The organism is Streptomyces sp. TRM68367, from assembly GCF_014495685.1.
GTDB lineage: Bacteria > Actinomycetota > Actinomycetes > Streptomycetales > Streptomycetaceae > Streptomyces.
The window spans coordinates 1-1,012 of record NZ_JACTVI010000284.1 but is presented as its reverse complement, the minus strand read 5'-3'; the positions used below and the strand labels follow the sequence as shown (position 1 = coordinate 1,012).

Genomic DNA, 1,012 nt, shown 5'->3' with positions numbered 1-1,012 from the left:
GAACCGATCAACTCATCGAAGCGACCCATACCGCATCAACGAGCCCAACTACCGCAAGAAACCCACTAATTCATCGACAGGCCCCGGGCAGCCGATGAAGTACCCGAGTACCTACGAGCTGTTCCAGCGTCTGGCGAAGAAGGCCGGGTTCGCTGCCCGCCCCCACATGCTTCGCCACTCCGCCATCACCCGCTGGCGCCGTGAGGGTAAGCCCGACTACCTGATCATGGATATGGCCGGGCATGTGTCGCGGCAGTCCATAGACCAGTACACGCACGCCAGCGACCAGGAGAAACGCGACGCCGTGAACCACGTCGCCGCCCTCGGGAAGGCCCGCACGTGACCGTCGCAGTCTTTCCGGCCCAGCCCCGGCAGCTGGACCGCCGTCCCGACGACGCCCAGGTCGTTGCCGCATGGTCCGAGTGGCTCCGTGGAGAGCTCAACCCTGACTGGCGTCCCGGCGAATGGAACGCGGACGTGCTGCTGTTCGTCGGTGATCCGCAGAATCCGCGGACCAGCGTCTCGCTCTGCCGGATCGCCGGGTGCGGGGCAACCATCATGTCGCCGGGTTACTGCAAACCATGTCTGGACGCATACCGCCGGAGCGGTATGGCCAGGGAGGAGTTCGAGGCCACGTACACGCGGCAGTTCCGTCGTATCGCCGCGCATCGTGACCTGGCAGCCTGCGCGGTGCCCGCATGCACCAGGAGCGCATACTCGTGGAGTCTTTGCATGGTTCACTGCCGCGGGTGGGCGAAGGCCAGGAAGCGACCCGACATCGACATGGAGGCGTGGATAGCGCGCCAGAAACCGTTGGGCGACGCGGAACAGTGCCGGGTCCCGGGATGTTCAAGGGAAAAGGCCCAGAGCAACGGCCTGTGCCGCACGCACCAGAGGAAGTGGCGGCTCCAGGCCGCCCCGCACGCCGGAGTTCCGCAGCAGAGGTAGCGGCATAGTCGCTGGAAATAGGGTTTGACCTGCGAAAACACAGCATGGCCCGGTGACGTGGCGT

The 1,012-nt window shown here is 65.3% G+C and carries 1 protein-coding gene; it reads left to right on the top strand.

The annotated features are described in order from the left end of the window. Positions 1-343 (top strand): tyrosine-type recombinase/integrase (locus H8R17_RS45535; protein ID WP_187829002.1); only part of this gene is annotated, 343 nt, incomplete at its 5' end. Positions 344-1,012: the final 669 nt, after the last annotated feature.